General features: G+C 57.6%; 16 protein-coding genes. 9 read left to right on the forward strand and 7 right to left on the reverse strand.

Translation table 11 applies throughout. From position 1 onward, the window contains the following. Positions 1-56 precede the first annotated feature (56 nt). Together ACYZTS_RS12295 and ACYZTS_RS12300 are read right to left on the reverse strand one after the other, a co-directional pair. Positions 57-2003: a flavin monoamine oxidase family protein gene (locus tag ACYZTS_RS12295; RefSeq protein ID WP_461996149.1), complete on the reverse strand. Its 1947-nt coding sequence runs from the start codon at positions 2001-2003 to the stop codon at positions 57-59. 185 nt (positions 2004-2188) lie between these two features. Then, positions 2189-3085 (reverse strand): GlxA family transcriptional regulator, encoded by an 897-nt coding sequence (locus tag ACYZTS_RS12300; protein WP_461996424.1) that lies wholly within the window; start codon positions 3083-3085, stop codon positions 2189-2191. Positions 3086-3327: 242 nt separating this feature from the next. Between ACYZTS_RS12300 and ACYZTS_RS12305 the strand changes: the two genes are divergently transcribed. Continuing rightward, the gene (locus ACYZTS_RS12305; RefSeq protein ID WP_461996151.1) at positions 3328-4464 is read left to right on the forward strand and encodes an acyl-CoA dehydrogenase family protein; all 1137 of its coding nucleotides are present in this window, start codon (positions 3328-3330) and stop codon (positions 4462-4464) included. 133 nt (positions 4465-4597) lie between these two features. Here the strand turns inward: ACYZTS_RS12305 and ACYZTS_RS12310 are convergent, their stop codons facing one another. Continuing rightward, positions 4598-5638 (reverse strand): NADP(H)-dependent aldo-keto reductase, encoded by a 1041-nt coding sequence (locus ACYZTS_RS12310; protein WP_461996153.1) that lies wholly within the window; start codon positions 5636-5638, stop codon positions 4598-4600. Positions 5639-5883: 245 nt separating this feature from the next. Between ACYZTS_RS12310 and rplM the strand changes: the two genes are divergently transcribed. From rplM to ACYZTS_RS12345, 7 genes are all read left to right on the forward strand, one after another. Next, positions 5884-6312, forward strand: a complete 429-nt coding sequence (gene rplM / locus ACYZTS_RS12315; RefSeq protein ID WP_007905295.1) for a 50S ribosomal protein L13 — start codon at positions 5884-5886, stop codon at positions 6310-6312. 14 nt (positions 6313-6326) lie between these two features. Continuing rightward, positions 6327-6719: a 30S ribosomal protein S9 gene (gene rpsI / locus ACYZTS_RS12320; RefSeq protein WP_002555064.1), complete on the forward strand. Its 393-nt coding sequence runs from the start codon at positions 6327-6329 to the stop codon at positions 6717-6719. A gap of 268 nt (positions 6720-6987) precedes the next feature. Further along, positions 6988-7581, forward strand: coding sequence for a ubiquinol-cytochrome c reductase iron-sulfur subunit (gene petA / locus ACYZTS_RS12325; RefSeq protein WP_008060255.1), 594 nt, complete (start codon positions 6988-6990; stop codon positions 7579-7581). Continuing rightward, positions 7581-8792, forward strand: a complete 1212-nt coding sequence (locus ACYZTS_RS12330) for a cytochrome b (protein ID WP_028624529.1) — start codon at positions 7581-7583, stop codon at positions 8790-8792. Before petA ends, ACYZTS_RS12330 begins: the two co-directional genes overlap by 1 nt. Beyond that, positions 8792-9574, forward strand: a complete 783-nt coding sequence (locus tag ACYZTS_RS12335; RefSeq protein WP_028624530.1) for a cytochrome c1 — start codon at positions 8792-8794, stop codon at positions 9572-9574. Before ACYZTS_RS12330 ends, ACYZTS_RS12335 begins: the two co-directional genes overlap by 1 nt. A 151-nt stretch (positions 9575-9725) precedes the next feature. Further along, positions 9726-10343 (forward strand): glutathione S-transferase N-terminal domain-containing protein, encoded by a 618-nt coding sequence (locus ACYZTS_RS12340; protein WP_461996156.1) that lies wholly within the window; start codon positions 9726-9728, stop codon positions 10341-10343. 16 nt (positions 10344-10359) lie between these two features. Beyond that, entirely contained in the window at positions 10360-10773 is a 414-nt protein-coding gene (locus tag ACYZTS_RS12345; protein ID WP_028624532.1) for a ClpXP protease specificity-enhancing factor, read from the forward strand. Between the two features lie 188 nt (positions 10774-10961). Here ACYZTS_RS12345 and ACYZTS_RS12350 read toward each other — a convergent pair whose 3' ends face one another. From ACYZTS_RS12350 to ACYZTS_RS12365, 4 genes are all read right to left on the reverse strand, one after another. Continuing rightward, positions 10962-11540: a BON domain-containing protein gene (locus tag ACYZTS_RS12350; RefSeq protein ID WP_028624533.1), complete on the reverse strand. Its 579-nt coding sequence runs from the start codon at positions 11538-11540 to the stop codon at positions 10962-10964. Next, positions 11537-12130, reverse strand: coding sequence for a phosphoheptose isomerase (locus tag ACYZTS_RS12355; protein WP_028624534.1), 594 nt, complete (start codon positions 12128-12130; stop codon positions 11537-11539). The genes ACYZTS_RS12350 and ACYZTS_RS12355 overlap by 4 nt, the downstream gene beginning before the upstream one ends. A 104-nt stretch (positions 12131-12234) precedes the next feature. Next, the gene (locus ACYZTS_RS12360; RefSeq protein WP_461996159.1) at positions 12235-12597 is read right to left on the reverse strand and encodes a YraN family protein; all 363 of its coding nucleotides are present in this window, start codon (positions 12595-12597) and stop codon (positions 12235-12237) included. After that, positions 12597-14408 carry a penicillin-binding protein activator gene (locus ACYZTS_RS12365; RefSeq protein ID WP_461996161.1) on the reverse strand — a complete coding sequence of 604 codons (1812 nt, stop codon included), beginning with the start codon at positions 14406-14408 and terminating at the stop codon, positions 12597-12599. Before ACYZTS_RS12365 ends, ACYZTS_RS12360 begins: the two co-directional genes overlap by 1 nt. A gap of 176 nt (positions 14409-14584) precedes the next feature. Here ACYZTS_RS12365 and rsmI point away from each other — a divergent pair, with 176 nt between their 5' ends. Then, complete coding sequence (gene rsmI, locus ACYZTS_RS12370) at positions 14585-15490, forward strand: 16S rRNA (cytidine(1402)-2'-O)-methyltransferase (protein WP_161781270.1); 906 nt, start codon at positions 14585-14587, stop codon at positions 15488-15490. Positions 15491-15514 lie beyond the last annotated feature (24 nt).

Below are 15514 nucleotides of genomic sequence, written 5' to 3' on the forward strand. Positions count from 1 at the left end.
CTTGGCAGTACAAGATGGCAGGATTCAGACGCCAGACAGGCCTCTGGCCCGGGACTTCAGGTTGCAACGGCGTAATGCGGGTAGTCGGCCATTGAGAAGCCACCATTGAAAGTTGCTGCGGTTTTGTTGCAGATATGGATGACCGCATCGACCGCACCCCGGAAACAAGGCTCGGTCCACCCAGCGTCAACGGAGAACGATTCGCCGGATAAGTACAGGCCTGAAACGTGAGCGAACTCGCGGTTGTATTTCATCAGGCTCACCGCGTCGTAATAGGCGCCAGGGCGATACAACTTTGCACAGCCAAGGGCATTTTTATCGGTGATCCAGCGCTGAACCACGGCTTGCTCCAGTCCTATATAGGGCGAAATCCGTTGCTGAATGTTGGCTGATTTGAGCAGGATCCGGTCCAGCTCGTCGGCGCAGCGGGTCACCAGTTCCTTGTCGCTGAAGGTGGCAAGTTTGGTCGCGTCGTCCTCCCACGTGTAGCTCAGCAAAATGCAGTCATAACTGTATTTGTCGTTGTAGCGGTAGGTGTAGACATCGTGGATGAAGCTGTCCGTGACGATGGCCTGGGGGATTTTGCTGTTCCCGGACAGAAACGATTTTTTCAGCGGTGCGAAGACTTTGCAGCTGGTTTCCCAGTGCGCTGTCTTATAGGCATGGATCGTCTCGAAAGGCAGCATCTGCGGGGTAAAATTTTCCAGCTTGATGCGGGTTTCGATCAGCCAGGAAGGCAGGGTCAAGATGACCGAATCGAAGTCTTCGTAGTGTTCCTGGGCGTGCTCCGGCTGGCTGTGTTTCCAGTTGTAATACACACGGGTTTGCTGATTACCGAGCTTTCTGATCTTGGTGACGGACGAATCCGTCAGCAAGCCTTTCGGCCGTTCGAGGCAGTGTTCGTATAAGGATTTTTCCGTTTCAGCAGGCTTCAGGAACAGCAGGCATTCGTCCAGCGCGGCAAGACCAAGGTAGCGAGGCTGGTCGAACCTCAGCCCGGTCGAATCAAACACGGCCTTGCTTTTCAAGTGAGGGCAGTCCGTTAACGGATCGCCGTTCGCGTCGACCCGGCCCTGGATCAGTTGCAACTGACTGCTAAAACCGAAGATGGCCGTGCGCAGTGGGTAAAGCGAGCAGACATCATAGAACGCCCCCCAGCTGCCATCGCCAATGCCGATGGCGTAGAAAGTGGCGGATTCCCTGGCGGTCATGCCCATCCCGCCGAAATCGCCGGGAGCGGTTTCCGTCCAGGCGTTCAGGACCGGCATGCTGACCAGGTCCCGAAACGAAACATTGTGGTATTTCTCGACAATGGCCGCCCACATGCCTTCCCATTCCGGGCTGTCATAAACCTGCGCAACGTGCCGCGTCATGCGGTCGGCAAAGGCCTTCCACTTGGTATGCACTGCCCGCAATTCGTCACCGGGTGGCGCGGTGTTGCCGTCGTCATTCTTCCAGATCAACATCTGCGGCGTCTCTGCACCGCCCATGCTGCCCTCGCGCAGGTAGATACCGGTAGAAGTGACGAACTGGCTGCCGGGGTTGGCAAAGTCCGTAAACGCCAGATCGAAGGCTTTAGCGTAGTAAGCCATCAACGAGCGGCCCTCGGTCGGTGACTCGTCTGCGCGGTTGAAAAAAGGCATGCGCATGGCGCCCATCTCGAACGGCGTGTGGCTCGCCTCGGAGTTGCGACTGCCCGGCACAGTCAAGTGCCTGCCGCCGATACGGGTCGATTGCTCGATGAGGGTGATGCGGGTGAATCCGCAGCGATGCAGCTCTCTGGCAGCCGTCAGGCCGGTCACGCCGGCGCCAATGATGCAGATTCTGTGGTGTGGGTCGGTTGCTTTGGCGATGCCGTTTTCCTGTTCAACCAACGCGCGATAGTCGAAGCACAGGTCTGGCGGATTGGGGAATCGGCCCGCCCACGGAGTGTGTGGCGAACGCTTTTTTCGTGCATTTTTGGCGACGTGTGCGGGGTAGTTATAGCTTGATCCGATGGTCATTGTTCATCTTCCCTGATGGTGTTGGCAGGAAGATGTTGAAGACTTCAGCGCTCAGCGACTAGCAGTCAAAAGGACCGGGAGGGGGCTCAGAATTCGTTTTCTGGCGTGGGAAAATAACCGATTCGGGCACAGCGCCGAACAATGTGGGAGCGCGCTTGCTCCCACATCGGGTAATGCGGGCGCGTTCAAGCAGCCCGCTGAAACTGTTGCCGATACTGATTCGGCGACAAATCCGTGTGCTGGCGGAACAACCGCGCAAAGAAGCTCGCATCGTCATAACCGACTTCATAACTGATGGTCTTGATGCTTTTGCGACTGCCTGACAGCAAGCCTTTGGCGGTTTCGATGCGCAGGCGTTGCAGGTAGTGCAGCGGCTTGTCGCCGGTGGCGGTCTGGAAGCGGCGCATGAAATTGCGGATGCTCATGCCATGTTCGCGGGCGACATCTTCGAAACGAAACTTGTCGGCGAAGTGCTCTTCGAGCCAGTGCTGAATCTGCAGGATGATCAAGTCCTGATGCAGTTTTTGTCCGCCAAAACCGATCCGCCCGGGCGCATAGTTGCGCTGGACTTCGTAAAGAATATCGCGCGCCACCGCTTGAGCGATGTTGGCGCCGCAGAACCGCTCGATCAGATAAATGTAAAGGTCGCACGCCGACGTAGTGCCGCCGGCGCAGTACAGGTTGTCTGCATCGGTCAGGTGCTTGTCCTGATTGAGATAAACCTTGGGGAAGCGCTCGGCGAATGCGTTGAAGAAACGCCAGTAGGTGGTCGCTTCCTTACCGTCGAGCAGGCCGGCCTCGGCCAGCCAGAACACGCCGGTGGCCTCTGCGCATAGAACTGCGCCGCGAGCATGTTGCTGGCGCAGCCACGGCAAGATCTGCGGATAGCGTCTGCTCAACGTTTCAAAATCGTCCCAGAACGCCGGGAGAATGATGATATCGGCATTTTCCAGAGCGCCGTCTACCGGCATGATCACATCGCTGAAGCTGTTGACCGGTTTGCCGTCGGGGCTGACCAGCCGCGTTTCGAACGCTGGTGTCAGGCCGTGGCCCAGTTGTTTGCCGTAGCGCAGGCTGGCCAGATGGAAGAAATCCTTGGCTTGCATGAGAGTGGAAGCGAAAACGCGGTCGATCGCGAGGATGCTGACGCGCCGTAAAGGCGTGGAGGCTTGGTTAGACATAATTCAACTTTATTCTTATAGGGGAAAGTGGTCACCAGACGGCTGGATCGTCTTATTTTTTGTCTGATGTGTCCAGTGTCCTGTAGCGCAGGCGAGGCTTAGTCTCTGGAGGCTAACTCTCTAACAATAACGACAGGTGCCGCATGATCCCCAGAACCTTGTTCAGTTCCGAGCACGAACTTTTTCGTGACAGCGTGCGAACGTTCCTCGAGAAAGAAGCCGTGCCCTTTCATGGGCAATGGGAAAAACAAGGTTTCATCGACCGTGCCCTGTGGAACAAGGCAGGGGAGGCGGGGATGCTCTGCTCGCACTTGCCCGAAGAATACGGTGGGCTGGGTGCCGACTTCCTGTACAGCACGGTGGTAATTGAAGAGGTCGGCCGTCTGGGCCTGACCGGGATCGGATTCTCCCTGCATTCGGATATTGTCGCGCCTTACATCCTGCATTACGGCAGTGAAGCGCTGAAACACAAATACCTGCCAAAACTGGTGTCGGGCGAGATGGTCACCGCGATTGCGATGACCGAGCCGGGCGCCGGTTCCGACCTGCAAGGGGTGAAGACCACTGCCGTGCTCGATGGCGACGAATACGTGATCAACGGTTCGAAAACGTTTATCACCAATGGTTTTCTCGCGGACCTGGTGATCGTTGTCGCCAAGACCGATCCGAAGGCGGGCGCGAAGGGCACCAGTCTTTTTCTGGTGGAGGCGAACACGCCCGGTTTCGACAAAGGCAAACGCCTGGAAAAAGTCGGGATGAAAGCACAGGACACCTCCGAGCTGTTCTTCCAGGACGTTCGCGTGCCCAAGGAAAACCTGCTGGGGCAGGCCGGGATGGGGTTTGCCTACCTGATGCAGGAATTGCCGCAGGAGCGTCTGACAGTCGCCATCGGCGGCCTCGCATCCGCCGAAGCGGCGCTGCAATGGACGCTGGATTACACCCGTGAACGCAAAGCTTTCGGCAAGGCGATTGCGGACTTTCAGAACACCCGCTTCAAACTCGCGGAGATGGCGACCGAAATTCAGATCGGCCGGGTTTTCGTTGACCGCTGCCTGGAGCTTCACCTGCAGGGCAAGCTGGATGTGCCGACGGCGGCAATGGCCAAATACTGGGGCACTGACCTGCAATGCAAGGTGCTCGACGAGTGCGTGCAGTTGCATGGCGGCTATGGCTTCATGTGGGAATACCCGATTGCCCGCGCGTGGGCGGATGCGCGGGTGCAACGGATTTATGCGGGGACTAACGAGATCATGAAGGAGATTATTGCGCGCTCGCTTTGATGCTGTGGTGACTGTCAGGTCGCCATCGCGAGCAGGCTCGCTCCCACTTGGGTTCTGGGTTGATCACAAGGGTGTGGATCAACACCAATCAACTGTGGGAGCGAGCCTGCTCGCGATTGGATCTATGAATCAATCAAGGCGCAGGATTGGGGTGGTCTTTGTGGATCGCCTCAATTCCCTCAAGCACCTCATCGGACAGTTTCAAATCGAAGCTGGCGATGTTGCTGTCCAGCTGCTCTAGCGTCGTCGCGCCAATGATATTGCTGGTGACGAACGGCTGCTGCGTGACAAACGCCAATGCCATTTGTGCCGGGTCCAGACCATGCTCTCGCGCCAGCGCCACATATCGGCTGCACGCCGCTTCCGACTGCGCATTGAAATAACGGCTGAAGCGGCTGTACAAGCTCAGTCGACCTTTAGGTGGACGCGCGCCGCCTTCGTATTTCCCTGACAGGAAACCAAACGCCAGCGGCGAATAAGCCAGCAGGCCACACTGTTCGCGAATAGCGATTTCTGCCAGACCGACTTCGAAGCTGCGGTTGAGCAGGTTGTACGGATTCTGGATCGATACCGCACGCGGCCAGCCGCGGGCTTCAGCCAGCGCGAGGAAACGCATGGTGCCCCACGGCGTCTCGTTGGACAGGCCGATGTGGCGGATCTTGCCGGCCCGGACCTGTTCGTCCAGCGCTTCGAGGGTGTCCTCCAGCGGTGTCAGGTTGGCCTCGGACTTGTGTTTGTAGCCCAACTGCCCGAAGAAGTTGGTGCTGCGCTCCGGCCAATGCAATTGATAAAGATCGATGTAGTCGGTCTGCAGGCGCTTGAGACTGGCGTCCACAGCTTCGGTGATGTGCTGACGGTTGTGGCGCAGGTTTTTGTCGCGGATGTAATCGATCGTATTGCCGGGGCCCGCGATCTTGCTGGCGAGGATCCAGTCGGTACGATCACCCCGACTTTTGAAATAATTGCCGATGTAGCGTTCGGTGGTGGCGTAGGTTTCGGCCTTGGGCGGCACCGGATACATCTCGGCAGTATCGATGAAATTGATCCCGGCGCTTTTGGCCCTTTCAATCTGGGCGAAGGCTTCAGCCTCGCTGTTTTGCTCACCCCAGGTCATGGTCCCGAGGCACAGTGCACTCACGTTCAGATCGGTTCGGCCTAGCTGGCGATAGTCCATCGGATGCTCCTTGGGCAAAACAATCATAAAAGCAGGTTGAAATATTTTTCGCAATCTGCATAATTGCGCACCTCTTTCTGCAGTGGAAGTGATGCGCCGCCGCCGAAGAATCTTGCCGTTGAACGGACGCGCCGACCCGAGCCCCCGAAAGCGTCTGTATCCGGCTGCCTTTGACTTGTCAAAGTACGCACTATTCAGTAAGATCCGCCGTCTAATTTACAGGGCGGCCCCTGAGGCTATAAAGAATGAAAACTTTTACTGCTAAACCGGAAACAGTACAGCGCGACTGGTTTGTCGTCGACGCTGCAGGTCAGACCCTGGGTCGTCTGGCCACCGAAATCGCGAGCCGTCTGCGTGGCAAGCATAAAGCTGAGTACACTCCTCACGTTGACACCGGCGATTACATCGTCGTTATCAACGCCGAGCAGATTCGTGTAACCGGTGCTAAAACCACCGACAAAATCTACTACTCCCACTCCGGTTTCCCGGGCGGCATCAAGTCGATCAACTTTGAAAAGCTGATCGCCAAAGCCCCTGAGCGCGTGATCGAGACCGCGGTCAAAGGCATGCTGCCTAAGAACCCGCTGGGTCGCGACATGTATCGTAAGCTGAAAGTCTATGCGGGCGCTGTACACCCTCATACTGCTCAGCAGCCCCAAGAACTGAAGTTTTAACGGAATAGTTCATTATGTCGGCGACTCAAAATTACGGCACTGGCCGTCGCAAGACCGCAACCGCACGCGTTTTCCTGCGTCCGGGTACTGGTAACATCTCCATCAACAACCGTTCGCTGGATAATTTCTTCGGCCGCGAAACTGCCCGCATGGTAGTTCGTCAGCCGCTGGAATTGACTGAGACTGTCGAGAAGTTCGACATCTACGTCACCGTGATCGGCGGTGGTGTAAGTGGTCAAGCTGGCGCAATCCGCCACGGTATCACTCGCGCACTGATGCAGTACGACGAAACCCTGCGTGGCGCTCTGCGCAAAGCTGGCTTCGTTACTCGCGATGCTCGTGAAGTTGAACGTAAGAAAGTCGGTCTGCGTAAAGCGCGTAAGCGTCCGCAGTACTCGAAGCGTTAATTCGCTTTCTCGTTCAAAAAGAACGCCCTGCTTCCTCGCGAAGCAGGGCGTTTTTTTATGGGCGCGATTTATCAAAGAATTGCGCTGTGACAACTTGCCACAGACGCAGAGGCCCTATACTGCAAGGCTCGGCAGTGGAGCCCTTCGGTAATTACCTTGTCAGGATTGGGGCTTTTCATTACCATTCGGCAAAATTTTTATAAGTACATAGTTTTAATTTAGTAGACGCCTGATTTAACAGGCCACAAAGCTGATGGGAGAGGACTGAATGAGCAATGACGGCGTGAATGCAGGCCGGCGTCGCTTCTTGGTAGCAGCCACATCCGTGGTGGGTGCTGCAGGAGCGGTGGGGGCTGCGGTCCCGTTCGTGGGGTCATGGTTTCCCAGTGCCAAAGCGAAAGCTGCAGGTGCACCGGTGAAGGTGAATGTCAGCAAAATCGAGCCAGGTCAGCAAATGATTGCTGAATGGCGTGGTCAGCCGGTATTCATCGTCCGCCGTACCGAGGAAATCCTGGGGAATCTGAAAAAGATCGAGGGCCAGCTGTCTGACCCAACCTCCAAGAACTCGACACAACCGACTTATGTCGACCCGGAGACGCGTTCGATCAAGCCAGAAGTTCTGCTGCTGATCGGTATCTGCACTCACCTGGGTTGCTCGCCGACTTTCCGTCCTGAAGTGGCACCTGCTGATCTGGGCAAAGACTGGGTAGGTGGTTATTTCTGCCCGTGCCACGGTTCCCACTACGATCTGGCTGGTCGCGTCTACAAGTCGCAACCTGCGCCTTTGAACCTGCCAGTTCCCCCGCATTCCTATGAGACTGATGACATCATTGTCGTCGGCGTCGATACGGAGAAAGCGTGATGAGCAAGTTCATGGATTGGGTTGATGCGCGCTTTCCCGCGACCAAAATGTGGGAAGACCACCTCAGCAAGTATTACGCCCCGAAGAACTTCAACTTCTTCTATTTTTTTGGTTCGCTCGCGCTGCTCGTTCTGGTCAACCAGATCGTCACCGGTGTCTGGCTGACCATGAGCTACACCCCGTCGGCCGAAGAAGCCTTCGCGTCGGTCGAATACATCATGCGCGACGTCGAGCACGGGTCGATCCTGCGTATGCTGCACGCAGTCGGCGCATCGATGTTTTTTATCGTGGTTTACCTGCACATGTTCCGCGGCTTGCTATACGGTTCCTACCAGAAACCGCGCGAGCTGGTATGGGTCTTCGGCATGCTGATCTACCTGGCGCTGATGGCTGAAGCGTTCATGGGGTATTTGCTGCCGTGGGGCCAGATGTCCTACTGGGGCGCCCAGGTCATCATCTCGCTGTTCGGTGCGATCCCGGTCATCGGTGACGACCTGACGCAGTGGATTCGTGGTGACTACCTGATTTCGGGGATCACGCTGAACCGCTTCTTTGCCTTGCATGTGGTCGCACTGCCAATCGTTATTCTCGGCTTGGTGGTGGTGCACATCCTGGCGCTGCACGAAGTGGGTTCGAACAACCCGGATGGCGTCGACATCAAGAAACACAAGGACGAAAACGGTATTCCACTGGACGGCATCGCCTTCCACCCGTACTACACCGTGAAAGATATCGTCGGCGTGGTGGTGTTCCTCTTCATCTTCTGCTCGATCGTGTTTTTCTTCCCGGAAATGGGCGGTTACTTCCTGGAGAAGCCGAACTTCGAAGTGGCGAACGCCTTCAAGACCCCTGAGCACATCGCTCCGGTCTGGTACTTCACACCGTTCTACGCAATTCTGCGGGCGGTGCCGGACAAGCTCCTGGGCGTCATCGCCATGGGCGCGGCCATTGCTGTCCTGTTTGTCCTGCCGTGGCTCGACCGCAGCCCGGTCAAGTCGATGCGCTACAAAGGCTGGATGAGCAAGATCTGGTTGTGGGTGTTCTGCATCTCGTTCGTGATCCTCGGCGTGCTGGGTGTTCTGTCACCGACTCCGGGTCGTACGCTGCTGTCGCAGGTCTGTACTTTCCTGTACTTCGCCTACTTCATTCTGATGCCGTTCTACACCAGGCTCGAGAAGACCAAACCGGTTCCGGAAAGGGTGACTGGCTGATGAAAAAGCTATTTGCTGTACTGATTTTTGCTGCTCTGCCAGCACTGTCGTTCGCCGCTGCAGAAGGTGGTCCGGAGCTGGAAAAAGTCGACATCGACGTTTCCGACCAGGCTGCCATGCAGGATGGCGCGCGTACGTTCGCCAACTATTGCATGGGCTGCCACAGCGCCAAGTTCCAGCGCTATGAACGCGTTGCCGACGATCTGGGCATTCCTCACGATCTGATGCTGTCGAACCTGGTTTTCACCGGTGCCAAGATTGGCGACCACATGAACATCGGCATGCAGCCTGCTGACGCCAAGACCTGGTTCGGTGCGGCGCCGCCCGATCTCACCCTGGTTGCACGTGTTCGTGGCACTGATTGGCTCTACGGTTACCTGAAAGCGTTCTACGAGGACCCGACGCGCCCTTGGGGCGTGAACAACAAGGTTTTCCCGAACGTCGGTATGCCTAACGTCCTTGCGCCTTTGCAAGGTCGTCAGGTGGTCGGATGCAAACAGGTGCAGATCGTCGAAGACGGCAAGAAGCAATATGATCCGCTGACCGGTACGCCTTTGACGCATGAAGCGTGCGATCAGTTGACCATCGTGCCGAAAAGCGGCGCGCTGACCGAAGAGCAGTTCGATGAGAAGGTCAAGAATCTGGTAACCTTCCTCGCTTACTCGGCTAACCCGGTTAAGCTGCAGCATCAGCGCATTGGTACCTACGTCTTGTTGTACCTGGCGTTCTTCTTCGTATTCGCATACTTGCTCAAGCGTGAATACTGGAAAGATGTGCACTGATTAAGATTCAAGCAATTGCTGTTAATCGCGCGCGCCCAAGGGCGTCTCTGAACGTGTAACGAGCCTGGTGAGCCAGGCGTTACGGGGAGGCGCCCTCTGGGCGCGCTCGTTTTTCCGCTCCCGATAATTTTTACAAGCGAGGAGGACCGCCATGGGCGTGACCAATCGGTTGGCCTGTTACTCCGACCCCGCCGACCACTATTCCCACCGAGTGCGTATTGTACTTGCAGAGAAGGGTGTCAGCGCCGAGATCATTTATGTGGAGGCTGGTCGTCAGCCGCCTAAACTGATTGAGGTGAACCCTTACGGCAGCCTGCCCACACTGGTCGATCGTGACCTGGCGTTGTGGGAGTCGACCGTGGTGATGGAATATCTGGATGAGCGTTACCCGCACCCGCCATTACTGCCGGTTTACCCAGTGGCGCGCGCCAATAGCCGTCTGCTGATTCATCGAATCCAGCGTGACTGGTGTGGCCTGGTGGATCTGATTCTGGATTCGCGATCCAAGGAAGCTGCCCGTGTAGTGGCTCGAAAAGAGCTGCGTGAGAGCCTGGCTGGTGTTTCGCAATTGTTCGCGGACAAGCCGTTTTTCCTCAGTGAGGAACAAAGCCTCGTGGATTGCTGCCTATTACCCATACTCTGGCGCTTGCCGATCATGGGTATTGAACTGCCGCGGCCTGCCAAGCCGTTGCTTGATTACATGGAGCGCTCGTTTGCGCGTGAGGCTTTCCAGGCGAGTCTGTCTGGTGTCGAACGCGATATGCGCTAAGGCTTAAGGAGCCGCTATGAACTCCAGTCGACCTTATCTGGTCCGCGCGCTCTACGAGTGGATTGTGGATAACGATTGCACCCCGCACATGCTGGTCAATTCCGAATACCCGTCGGTGCAGGTGCCGCAAGGTTTCGCCAATGACGGACAGATTGTCCTGAATGTATCGCCAGCCGCCGTGCGTCATCTGCACATGGACAACGAAGCGGTCAGCTTCGAAGGTCGCTTTGGCGGTGTGCCGCATACTTTATACGTGCCTATCGCATCGATCCTGGGCATTTACGCCCGGGAGAATGGCCAGGGCATGGTGTTTGATCTGGAGTCGCCTATGGATGGCGAGGATGAGATTGAGCCGGATGATGATATCCCACCACCCGACAGCGAGCCTCCGCGTCCCAGCGGTCGACCCAGTTTGAAGGTGGTGAAGTAATAAAAAAGGCGATCCGAATGGATCGCCTTTTTTATTGTTTCACCACCTTCAAACGTATGAGCTGTCGAGTGAAGCGAGGCTGCGATCTTTTGATCATGTGTTCGACAAAGGTCAAAAGATCGCAGCTTTGCTTGCTCGTGGCTCCTACGGTTCCACGGGCGATGGTGAGTAGATGCCATCAGCAACTGTCAGTCGATGTACTCAAACAACTTCACAATCTTCTGCACGCCAGAAACCCCTTGTACCAGATTGGTCGCTTGCGCAGCTTCCTGCTTGGTCAGCAGGCCAAGCAGATAAACGATGCCATTCTCAGTGACAACCTTGATTCGCGAGCCTGGAATGCTCGCATCGGTGAGCATCTGCGTCTTGATCTTGGAAGTCAGCCAGGTGTCGTTCTGGCGAGCCAGGAAACCGGAGGGCGGCAACACTTGCAGCTCGTTGTGGACCTTCTTCACCCGTTGCACCGAAGCCGCAGCCTGTTCGGCCTTGGCTTTCAGGTCTGCGCGGGGTGTCTGCCCGGCCAGGAGTACCACGCCGTTGAAGCTGGTGACGACGATATGCGAATCGTCGTCCAGGGCGGGGTCAGCCTTGGCGATGTTCACGCCGGCTTTGGTTTCGATCAGCGAATCATCGATTTTGCTGCCGAAAGTGCGTGTGCCACGGTCGTCATCAATCGGCGCTTCGCGGCTGGCGTTAACCACCGAGGTGCACCCGCTGATGCCGAGGCACAGGGTCAAGGCCATCAGGCCTAGGCGATTAGGGGTCATTCTTCACTCCCGAACAATTGGCTGTCGATCAAATCGCAAAGGCAATGGATCGCCAGCAGGTGGACTTCCTGAATACGTGCGGTGACGTTGGCCGGTACGCGAATTTCGACGTCCTCAGGCAATAGCAGGGACGCCATGCCGCCACCATCACGACCGGTCATTGCTACGACAATCATTTCGCGATCATGTGCGGCCTGGATCGCTTGAATTATGTTCGCCGAGTTGCCGCTGGTGGAAATCGCCAGCAACACATCGCCTGGTTGGCCAAGGGCGCGAATCTGTTTGGAGAAGATTTCGTTATAGCTGTAATCGTTGGCGATCGAGGTGATCGTCGAACTGTCGGTGGTCAGCGCAATGGCTGGCAGGCTCGGGCGTTCGCGCTCGAAACGATTGAGCAGCTCGGAGGAAAAATGCTGGGCGTCGCCGGCTGAGCCGCCGTTGCCGCAGGACAGCATCTTGCCCTCATTGAGCAGGGCGTTGACCATGACCTGGCTGGCTTGCTCGATGTGCGGTGCAAGTACTTCCATCGCCTGTTGCTTGGTGTCGATACTGGCCTGAAAGAGCTGGCGAATTCGCGATTGCATGTCCATCTGTGTGACCTTAATTAGCGCGGCTACCTGGCACATGAATGTGCAGCCCGCAAAGCAAAGAGCAAAAGTGTAGGGTGAAAGTGCACGGTTCGGAGCGCGTGCGATCAGCTGTCGAAGGCATTTTGCAGCCAGTTCAACTGATCGAGGCTGCTGTCGATGGCAACCACGTCAAAACGGCAGGGGGAGTTGGCCCAACGCGATTCGCGCTGAAGAAAATACTGCGCGGCGAAAATCAGTTTTTGCCGTTTGCGCGCATCAACGCTGTCGAGCGCGCCACCCCATTGAGTGTTCTTCCTGTAGCGGACCTCGACGAATACTACTGTATCGCCATCAAGCATGACCAGATCAAGCTCGCCGCGTTTGCACAACCAGTTCTGCGCCAGCAGGCTCAGACCCTGTTGTTGCAGATGCCCGAGCGCATGGCGCTCGGCATCTTTACCGCTTTGCTGGCGTGACCGGTCAGGCATCAGCGTGGCGTATCCGGCAGGCGTTGAACCTGACCATTAACGAACTGCGCCCATGGCAACTGGCGAACCACACGTTGGGTCTGGGTCATGCCGAGGCTGCCCGATTGGCCTTCGATGCGGCTGTCCGGCAGGGTCTTCAGTTGTCCCAGGCGTGGCGCCAGGCGGTAGGCATCAACGCCCATGGCATACAAGCGTCCGAGGCTGCCGGCAGCTTGCGGCCATTGAGCAGTGACCTGCTGGCGCAACGGATCGGTGGAATCAAGCAACCACGGCGTTTCGCAGAAGCGCACGCCATTCATGTCGTTGTACTGATTCTGGTCACCACTGGCGCTGAACACGTGGGATGTCGCGTAAACCGGCACGTCACCCGCGTATTGGAAATTCAGCGTTGGCTTGATCTGCTGAGCCTGTTGGGGCGTAGCGGCGAGGAAAATGAATTCGATGTCCTGGCGCCGCGACGGTTGGGCCGCGACCTGAGAACCGACAGTGCTTTGCAGGCTCTTGGCGCGACCTTCGCTCTGGCGCAGCTGGAACATGTCAGCAATCTGCTGGGCCAGTTGCACCGGCTGATCGACACGTTCGGTGGCAACGATGCTGCCGCCGTTGGCTTGCCAGTCCTGGCTGAACGCTTTCATCACGCGATCGCCCCATTCACCCTTGGGTACCATGATTGCGGCGCGATGCAAGCCATCGGCGCGAGCGCGACGGGAGACTTCGCGGGCTTCGTCTTCAGCGGCGAGACCAAACTGGAACAGCTGTGCCGGACCTTGTTCGCCTTCGCTGTAGTTGAGCGCCAGTGTGGTGATCGGCAATTGCGGGCGAGCGCTGAGCTGTTTGACCAGCGGCTTTTCCAGCGGGCCGACGACCATTTGCACGCCGTCCGCCTGAGCCTTGCGATAGAACTCGTCGAGTGAAGTGAGGCGCGAGCTGTCGTAGAACTCAATGGCTGGCGGCTTCTGGCCGGCTTGCTGAGCCTGATAGTGCGCCGCCATGAAGCCTTCGCGTAGAGCGCGACCGACCGAAGCCAGCGGGCCTTCTTGCGGCAACAGCAGCGCAATCTTGGTCAGCGGCTGGCTGGCGAGTTCTTTGAGTTGAGTCAATGGCAGCGGCAGCTGGATGGCAGCCGGGTGCTTGGGGTTCTGAGCGCGCCATGCGTCAATCGCTGCTTGCTGCTGCTCCAGTGTGCCGGCGGTTTTCACCGCCAGTGCCAGGCTCATCCAGCCGCCAAGGTCATCGGCAGTGGTCGGCTGCAACTGGTCGGCCGGCAGCGAAGCGATCAAGGTCCAGATCGCCTCGTGGTTTTTGCCGGCGGCTTCGCCTTCCAGCATCGGTGCGATGAAGATGCGCTCCTTCGCGGCAGCCAGTGTCTGGCCGTCGGCTTCGAGTGCGCGGGCGCGGACGGTGCCGGTGCGAACCTGCTGCTCGGCTGACAATTCCGATAAGTGCTGCAGGCTCGGATGGGTCAGTGCAGTCAGCGCCGCTTTCGGCTGATTGCGCGCCATTGCCAGTTCCGCCGCCAGCGTACTGGCGAAAACCTGCGGGCCGGGTTTGAGCTGGTCGACGGGCACCTGCTGGAGGATTTGTGCCGACTGGCCGGCGTCGCCCTGGCGGAAGGCCAGGTCGGCAGCGCTCAGACGCAACAGAGCAGCCTGCTCTGGCGTCTTGGCCTTAGCCGCCTGATCGAGCAGCTGCTCGATGCTGGCATCCGGGGTCCGTGGAAGTTCGCCAAGGCTGGAGGAGGGCGAGCTGGCGCAGGCCGCCAGCAACGCAGCGAGGCAGAGGGCAGTGAACAGCCGCAGGCAAGCGATCATGTAGTGTTCCCGATACTCGATCAAATTAGCGTGGAAGTGTACCCAAGCACTGGCCGGGGCGCGATGTTAGTGGCGTGAATCGAGCAATTTAGCTCGTGCAAATGTTGCAGCGCCGCATAAAAGGCTGCAAAGACGAGGCTTGCTTGCAGGTATCGCAATAGTCGCGACGCGCTACAATGTCGGCTTTTACCGATCATGAGGTGTGCGCTTTGACTGCTCCAGGTGCTTTGAATTCCGCTGCTGGCTCGCTTTATGTGGTGGCGACGCCCATTGGCAACCTGGACGACATCAGTGCCCGTGCGCTGAAAATCCTGCGCGACGTGGCGTTGATCGCTGCCGAAGACACCCGTCACTCTCAGCGCCTGATGCAACATTTTGGTATTCCGACGCCGCTGGCAGCCTGTCATGAGCACAATGAGCGAGACGAAGGCAGTCGCTTCATCACGCGCTTGCTGGCAGGCGACGATGTGGCGTTGATCTCGGACGCCGGCACGCCACTGATTTCCGATCCGGGCTATCACCTGGTGCGCCAGGCACGCGCGGCGGGCATCAACGTCGTTCCGGTGCCGGGCGCCTGTGCATTGATTGCGGCGTTGTCTGCCGCCGGTCTGCCGTCGGACCGATTCATCTTCGAAGGCTTTTTGCCGGCCAAGGCAGTGGGTCGCCGCGCGCGCCTTGAGCTGGTCAAGGAGGAGCCGCGCACGCTTATTTTCTACGAAGCGCCGCACCGTATCCTCGAGTGCCTGCAAGACATGGAGTTGGTGTTTGGTCCGGAGCGCCCGGCATTGCTGGCACGCGAACTGACCAAAACCTTTGAAACGCTTAAAGGCTTGCCTCTGACGCAATTACGCGAGTTCGTCGAGTCGGACAGCAATCAGCAGCGCGGCGAGTGCGTAGTGCTGGTGGCGGGCTGGTCGCAGCCGGAAACTGAAGACGCTGTCAGTAGCGAAGCCATGCGCATCCTTGATCTTCTGCTTGAGGAAATGCCGCTCAAACGCGCGGCTGCACTGGCGGCACAAATTACCGGTGAGCGTAAGAATGTTCTCTATCAGGTCGCGCTGGATAAACAGAAGGGCGAATAAAATCCCGACGTGCCGCCATGTCCC

This window comes from Pseudomonas sp. TMB3-21 (assembly GCF_054898145.1).

Coding starts and splice junctions, on each gene's coding strand:
- rplM (WP_007905295.1), top strand. CDS start 5,884: ATGAAAACTTTTACTGCTAAACCGGAAACAGTACAGCGCGACTGGTTT.
- ACYZTS_RS12305 (WP_461996151.1), top strand. CDS start 3,328: ATGATCCCCAGAACCTTGTTCAGTTCCGAGCACGAACTTTTTCGTGAC.
- rsmI (WP_161781270.1), top strand. CDS start 14,585: ATGTCGGCTTTTACCGATCATGAGGTGTGCGCTTTGACTGCTCCAGGT.
- ACYZTS_RS12345 (WP_028624532.1), top strand. CDS start 10,360: ATGAACTCCAGTCGACCTTATCTGGTCCGCGCGCTCTACGAGTGGATT.
- ACYZTS_RS12295 (WP_461996149.1), bottom strand. CDS start 2,003: ATGACCATCGGATCAAGCTATAACTACCCCGCACACGTCGCCAAAAAT.
- ACYZTS_RS12330 (WP_028624529.1), top strand. CDS start 7,581: ATGAGCAAGTTCATGGATTGGGTTGATGCGCGCTTTCCCGCGACCAAA.
- ACYZTS_RS12340 (WP_461996156.1), top strand. CDS start 9,726: ATGGGCGTGACCAATCGGTTGGCCTGTTACTCCGACCCCGCCGACCAC.
- ACYZTS_RS12310 (WP_461996153.1), bottom strand. CDS start 5,638: ATGGACTATCGCCAGCTAGGCCGAACCGATCTGAACGTGAGTGCACTG.
- ACYZTS_RS12360 (WP_461996159.1), bottom strand. CDS start 12,597: ATGCCTGACCGGTCACGCCAGCAAAGCGGTAAAGATGCCGAGCGCCAT.
- petA (WP_008060255.1), top strand. CDS start 6,988: ATGAGCAATGACGGCGTGAATGCAGGCCGGCGTCGCTTCTTGGTAGCA.
- ACYZTS_RS12350 (WP_028624533.1), bottom strand. CDS start 11,540: ATGACCCCTAATCGCCTAGGCCTGATGGCCTTGACCCTGTGCCTCGGC.
- ACYZTS_RS12365 (WP_461996161.1), bottom strand. CDS start 14,408: ATGATCGCTTGCCTGCGGCTGTTCACTGCCCTCTGCCTCGCTGCGTTG.
- ACYZTS_RS12355 (WP_028624534.1), bottom strand. CDS start 12,130: ATGGACATGCAATCGCGAATTCGCCAGCTCTTTCAGGCCAGTATCGAC.
- rpsI (WP_002555064.1), top strand. CDS start 6,327: ATGTCGGCGACTCAAAATTACGGCACTGGCCGTCGCAAGACCGCAACC.
- ACYZTS_RS12335 (WP_028624530.1), top strand. CDS start 8,792: ATGAAAAAGCTATTTGCTGTACTGATTTTTGCTGCTCTGCCAGCACTG.